This window comes from Klebsiella sp. C239 (genome assembly GCF_048822715.1).
GTDB classification, from domain to species: Bacteria; Pseudomonadota; Gammaproteobacteria; order Enterobacterales; family Enterobacteriaceae; genus Klebsiella; species Klebsiella quasipneumoniae.
Genome location: NZ_JBMEZK010000034.1, coordinates 1 through 3155 on the forward strand (window position 1 = coordinate 1; position 3155 = coordinate 3155).

4 protein-coding genes are annotated in these 3155 nt (G+C 53.7%); all 4 read left to right on the top strand.

Annotated features, from left to right (window positions below; all coding sequences use genetic code 11):
* Positions 1-32: 32 nt before the first annotated feature.
* The 4 genes from umuD (at position 33) to ACOI6Z_RS27390 (ending at position 2418) form a co-directional block, all read left to right on the top strand.
* Positions 33-458, top strand: a complete 426-nt coding sequence (gene umuD / locus ACOI6Z_RS27375) for a translesion error-prone DNA polymerase V autoproteolytic subunit (RefSeq protein ID WP_038992708.1) — start codon at positions 33-35, stop codon at positions 456-458.
* A complete protein-coding gene (locus ACOI6Z_RS27380) occupies positions 458-1729 on the top strand; it encodes a Y-family DNA polymerase (RefSeq protein ID WP_004206782.1) in 1272 nt (423 codons plus the stop codon). Before umuD ends, ACOI6Z_RS27380 begins: the two co-directional genes overlap by 1 nt.
* Positions 1730-1807: 78 nt before the next feature.
* Positions 1808-2059: a plasmid stabilization protein gene (locus tag ACOI6Z_RS27385; protein ID WP_038992706.1), complete on the top strand. Its 252-nt coding sequence runs from the start codon at positions 1808-1810 to the stop codon at positions 2057-2059.
* A gap of 53 nt (positions 2060-2112) precedes the next feature.
* A complete protein-coding gene (locus ACOI6Z_RS27390; protein WP_038992704.1) occupies positions 2113-2418 on the top strand; it encodes a hypothetical protein in 306 nt (101 codons plus the stop codon).
* Positions 2419-3155: the final 737 nt, after the last annotated feature.

The window sequence follows — 3155 nt, forward strand, 5'->3', positions numbered from 1 at the left end:
ATATATACAGTTTCAAGCGAGGGGAAAATACGATGAAGTTCATTCCTGCAGTATCAGAAGCCAGCATAGTAAAAATTCCTTTGTTCACAGAGCGATGCCCTGCGGGTTTTCCGTCACCGGCTGCGGACTACACTGAGTCTGAACTGGATCTGAATGAGTACTGCATTCACCGGCGCCACTCCACCTATTTTGTCAGGGCGATTGGCAACTCAATGACTGATATTGGCCTCTATTCCGGCGATCTGATGGTCGTGGATAAAGCAGAACAGCCGCGGCACGGGGATATTGTTATCGCGGAAATTGAGGGTGAATTTACGGTAAAACGCCTGCTTCTGACGCCACGGCCGGCCTTGCAGGCGATGAGCCCGGACTTCCCTTCCCTGTACCCGGATCCGGAAACGCTGCAAATTTTCGGTGTGGTGACGGCCTTCATTCATAAAACCCGGGGGACAGACTGATGTTCGCCCTGGCCGACGTCAACTCCTTCTACGCCAGTTGCGAGAGGGTTTTCAGGCCGGATTTGCGCGGAAAACCGGTCGTCGTTCTCAGTAACAACGATGGCTGCGTTATTGCCCGGAGTGCTGAAGCCAAACGGCTGGGTATAAAGATGGGAACCCCCTGGTTCCAGCTCAAAGAGGCGCAGTTTCCTGAAAAACTGTACGTTTTTTCCAGCAATTACGAGCTCTACGCTAGCCTGAGTAACCGCGTGGTCGCCCTGCTGGAGGAGCTGTCTCCCCGCGTCGAACAATACTCGATAGACGAATGTTTCCTGGATGCCCGGGGAATTGGCCAATGTATGGATCTGGAGGATTTTGGCAGGCAGTTGCGTGGGCACGTTCTCAGTGGAACCGGACTGACGATCGGTGTCGGCTGCGGCGCCACAAAAACACTGGCCAAATCGGCGCAGTGGGCGTCAAAGGAATGGCCACAATTCAGGGGGGTGCTGGCGCTGTCGCCCGATAATCCACGCAGGACGGCAAAATTACTCAGCCTGCAGCCGGTGGAAGAAATCTGGGGCGTGGGGAACCGGATAGCGAAAAAGCTGCACGTTATGGGGATCACCACCGCCCTGCAGCTGTCGCTGACGAACCCCGCGTTTATCCGCAAAAACTTCAACGTAGTGCTGGAGCGCACGGTACGTGAGCTGAACGGCGAGAGTTGCATTTCACTGGAGGAAGCGCCGCCGCCGAAACAGCAGATTGTCTGCAGTCGCAGCTTCGGGCAGCGGATCACCACCTATGAAGAAATGCGCCAGGCCGTCTGCCAGTACGCCGAGCGCGCAGCAGAAAAGTTGCGAGGTGAGCGGCAGTACTGCCGGCATATCAGCATCTTCATCAAAACCTCCCCTTTTGCGGTTAATGAACCGTACTACGGTAACGTGGCCACTGAGAAACTGAACACCCCTACCCGTGACACCCGGGACATTATAGCGGCAGCGGTCAGGTCTCTGGACAGGATCTGGCTCGATGGCCACCGCTACGCAAAAGCGGGGATAATGCTCAATGATTTCAGCCCGAACGGCGTTGCACAGCTGAATCTGTTCGATGACGTGCAGCCACGGCCGCACAGCGATGCGCTGATGAAGGTGCTCGACGGTATTAATCATTCCGGACTCGGGAAAGTCTGGTTTGCCGGACGGGGTATTGCGCCGGACTGGCAGATGAAACGGGAGATGCTGTCACCGGCATATACCACCCGCTGGAAGGAGCTGCCGGTTGCCCGTTTCTGACCGTTGAAATGACAGAAGGGACTTGCCGCCAGAGCTTACTTTACCGATCATACAGATGACTTGTCTCAGGGGGGAACCATGACAAACATCATTCTGTGTGATGTGACTGCCAGCGTCAGCGAACTTAAAAACGATCCGGTGGCCACCGCCAGTGCCGGCGGCGGCTACCCGGTAGCGATTATTGACCGCAAGCGCCCTGTTTTTTATTGTGTGCCCGCGGCTCTGTATGAACAAATGCTCGATACGCTGGACGAAAAAGACCTGGTGCAATTGATCACAGAACGTCAAAACCAGCCGCTGCGTGAAGTGGATCTCAATCAGTATCTGTGATGTGCTCCGGTGCGAGGAGCAAGGAATGTATTAAATCAATGTTAAGGAACAATATGGGTAGCAAAATCGCAGGTGTGGTTTTCTTATTCTTCACTGTCTGGGGAATGGCTTCAGTGATTGAATTGCAGTACTCGCGTAACGCTGATACCTATCCTGTCTGGCTGACAAAACATCTCCGGATCTCTCCCGAAAATAACGAAAAGAGCCTGATAAGGATAGGAATGGAAACCTTTGACAAGGTATGTGGTGATAACAGGGGCCTCCTTGCCGTCACCCAAAAACAAAACGGTATGTTTATGCGCTGTGATGATTTCCCCGGATTTTTTTCATGGTTCAGCGGCGTTTACAAAGTCAGTTAATCAGATAACGTGTTGGACTTTCAATATGTTACCCACACGGTTATCCCCCGTTACTGTGGATAATCAATATATTGTGTCTCAGACAGCTGCTTTTTCTACCATATGTTGTGTCCCTGATATCCCCTCGGACGGCGTGACAAACGACATCACACTGGAGACGCTGATGACGGGACCATGTTCATCCAGGGTCGTAAGAACGGCCGGGACTGGTTACCGGCCGGACGAAGGACCGGCCAACGCGCAGCGGCGGCAGCTGGTTTTAAAAATGCTGGCGGAAATTTAAAATTAAGCCGCACACCCCGCGAAATTTTGCAAATTTCACTCAACATGCTTCGTTCAGATCCCAACAGAGCTTTCACCATCACCTGTAATAGCCGCCCTGCTGCGTGATTACTCCGCTCAACAGATTGCTGGCGACAAGCCAATACCTGTTCGTGACAGGCATTGCTTAACCGTTGTCCCAAACTAATAATGTGCCGACGATGCAGGTGGGACCGTGGTCCCAGACAGATTACCTGACCGACGATGCAGGTGGGACCGTGGTCCCAGGCAGATAACCTGACCGGCGATGCAGGTGGGACCGTGGTCCCAGGCAGATAAGCTGACAGACGATGCAGGTGGGACCATGGTCCCAGGCAGATAAGCTGACCGATGACGCAGGTGGGACCGTGGTCCCAGACAGATAAGCTGACCGATGACGCAGGTGAGACCGTGGTCCCAGGCAGATAACCTGACCG

Coding starts and splice junctions, on each gene's coding strand:
- umuD (WP_038992708.1), top strand. CDS start 33: ATGAAGTTCATTCCTGCAGTATCAGAAGCCAGCATAGTAAAAATTCCT.
- ACOI6Z_RS27380 (WP_004206782.1), top strand. CDS start 458: ATGTTCGCCCTGGCCGACGTCAACTCCTTCTACGCCAGTTGCGAGAGG.
- ACOI6Z_RS27385 (WP_038992706.1), top strand. CDS start 1,808: ATGACAAACATCATTCTGTGTGATGTGACTGCCAGCGTCAGCGAACTT.
- ACOI6Z_RS27390 (WP_038992704.1), top strand. CDS start 2,113: ATGGGTAGCAAAATCGCAGGTGTGGTTTTCTTATTCTTCACTGTCTGG.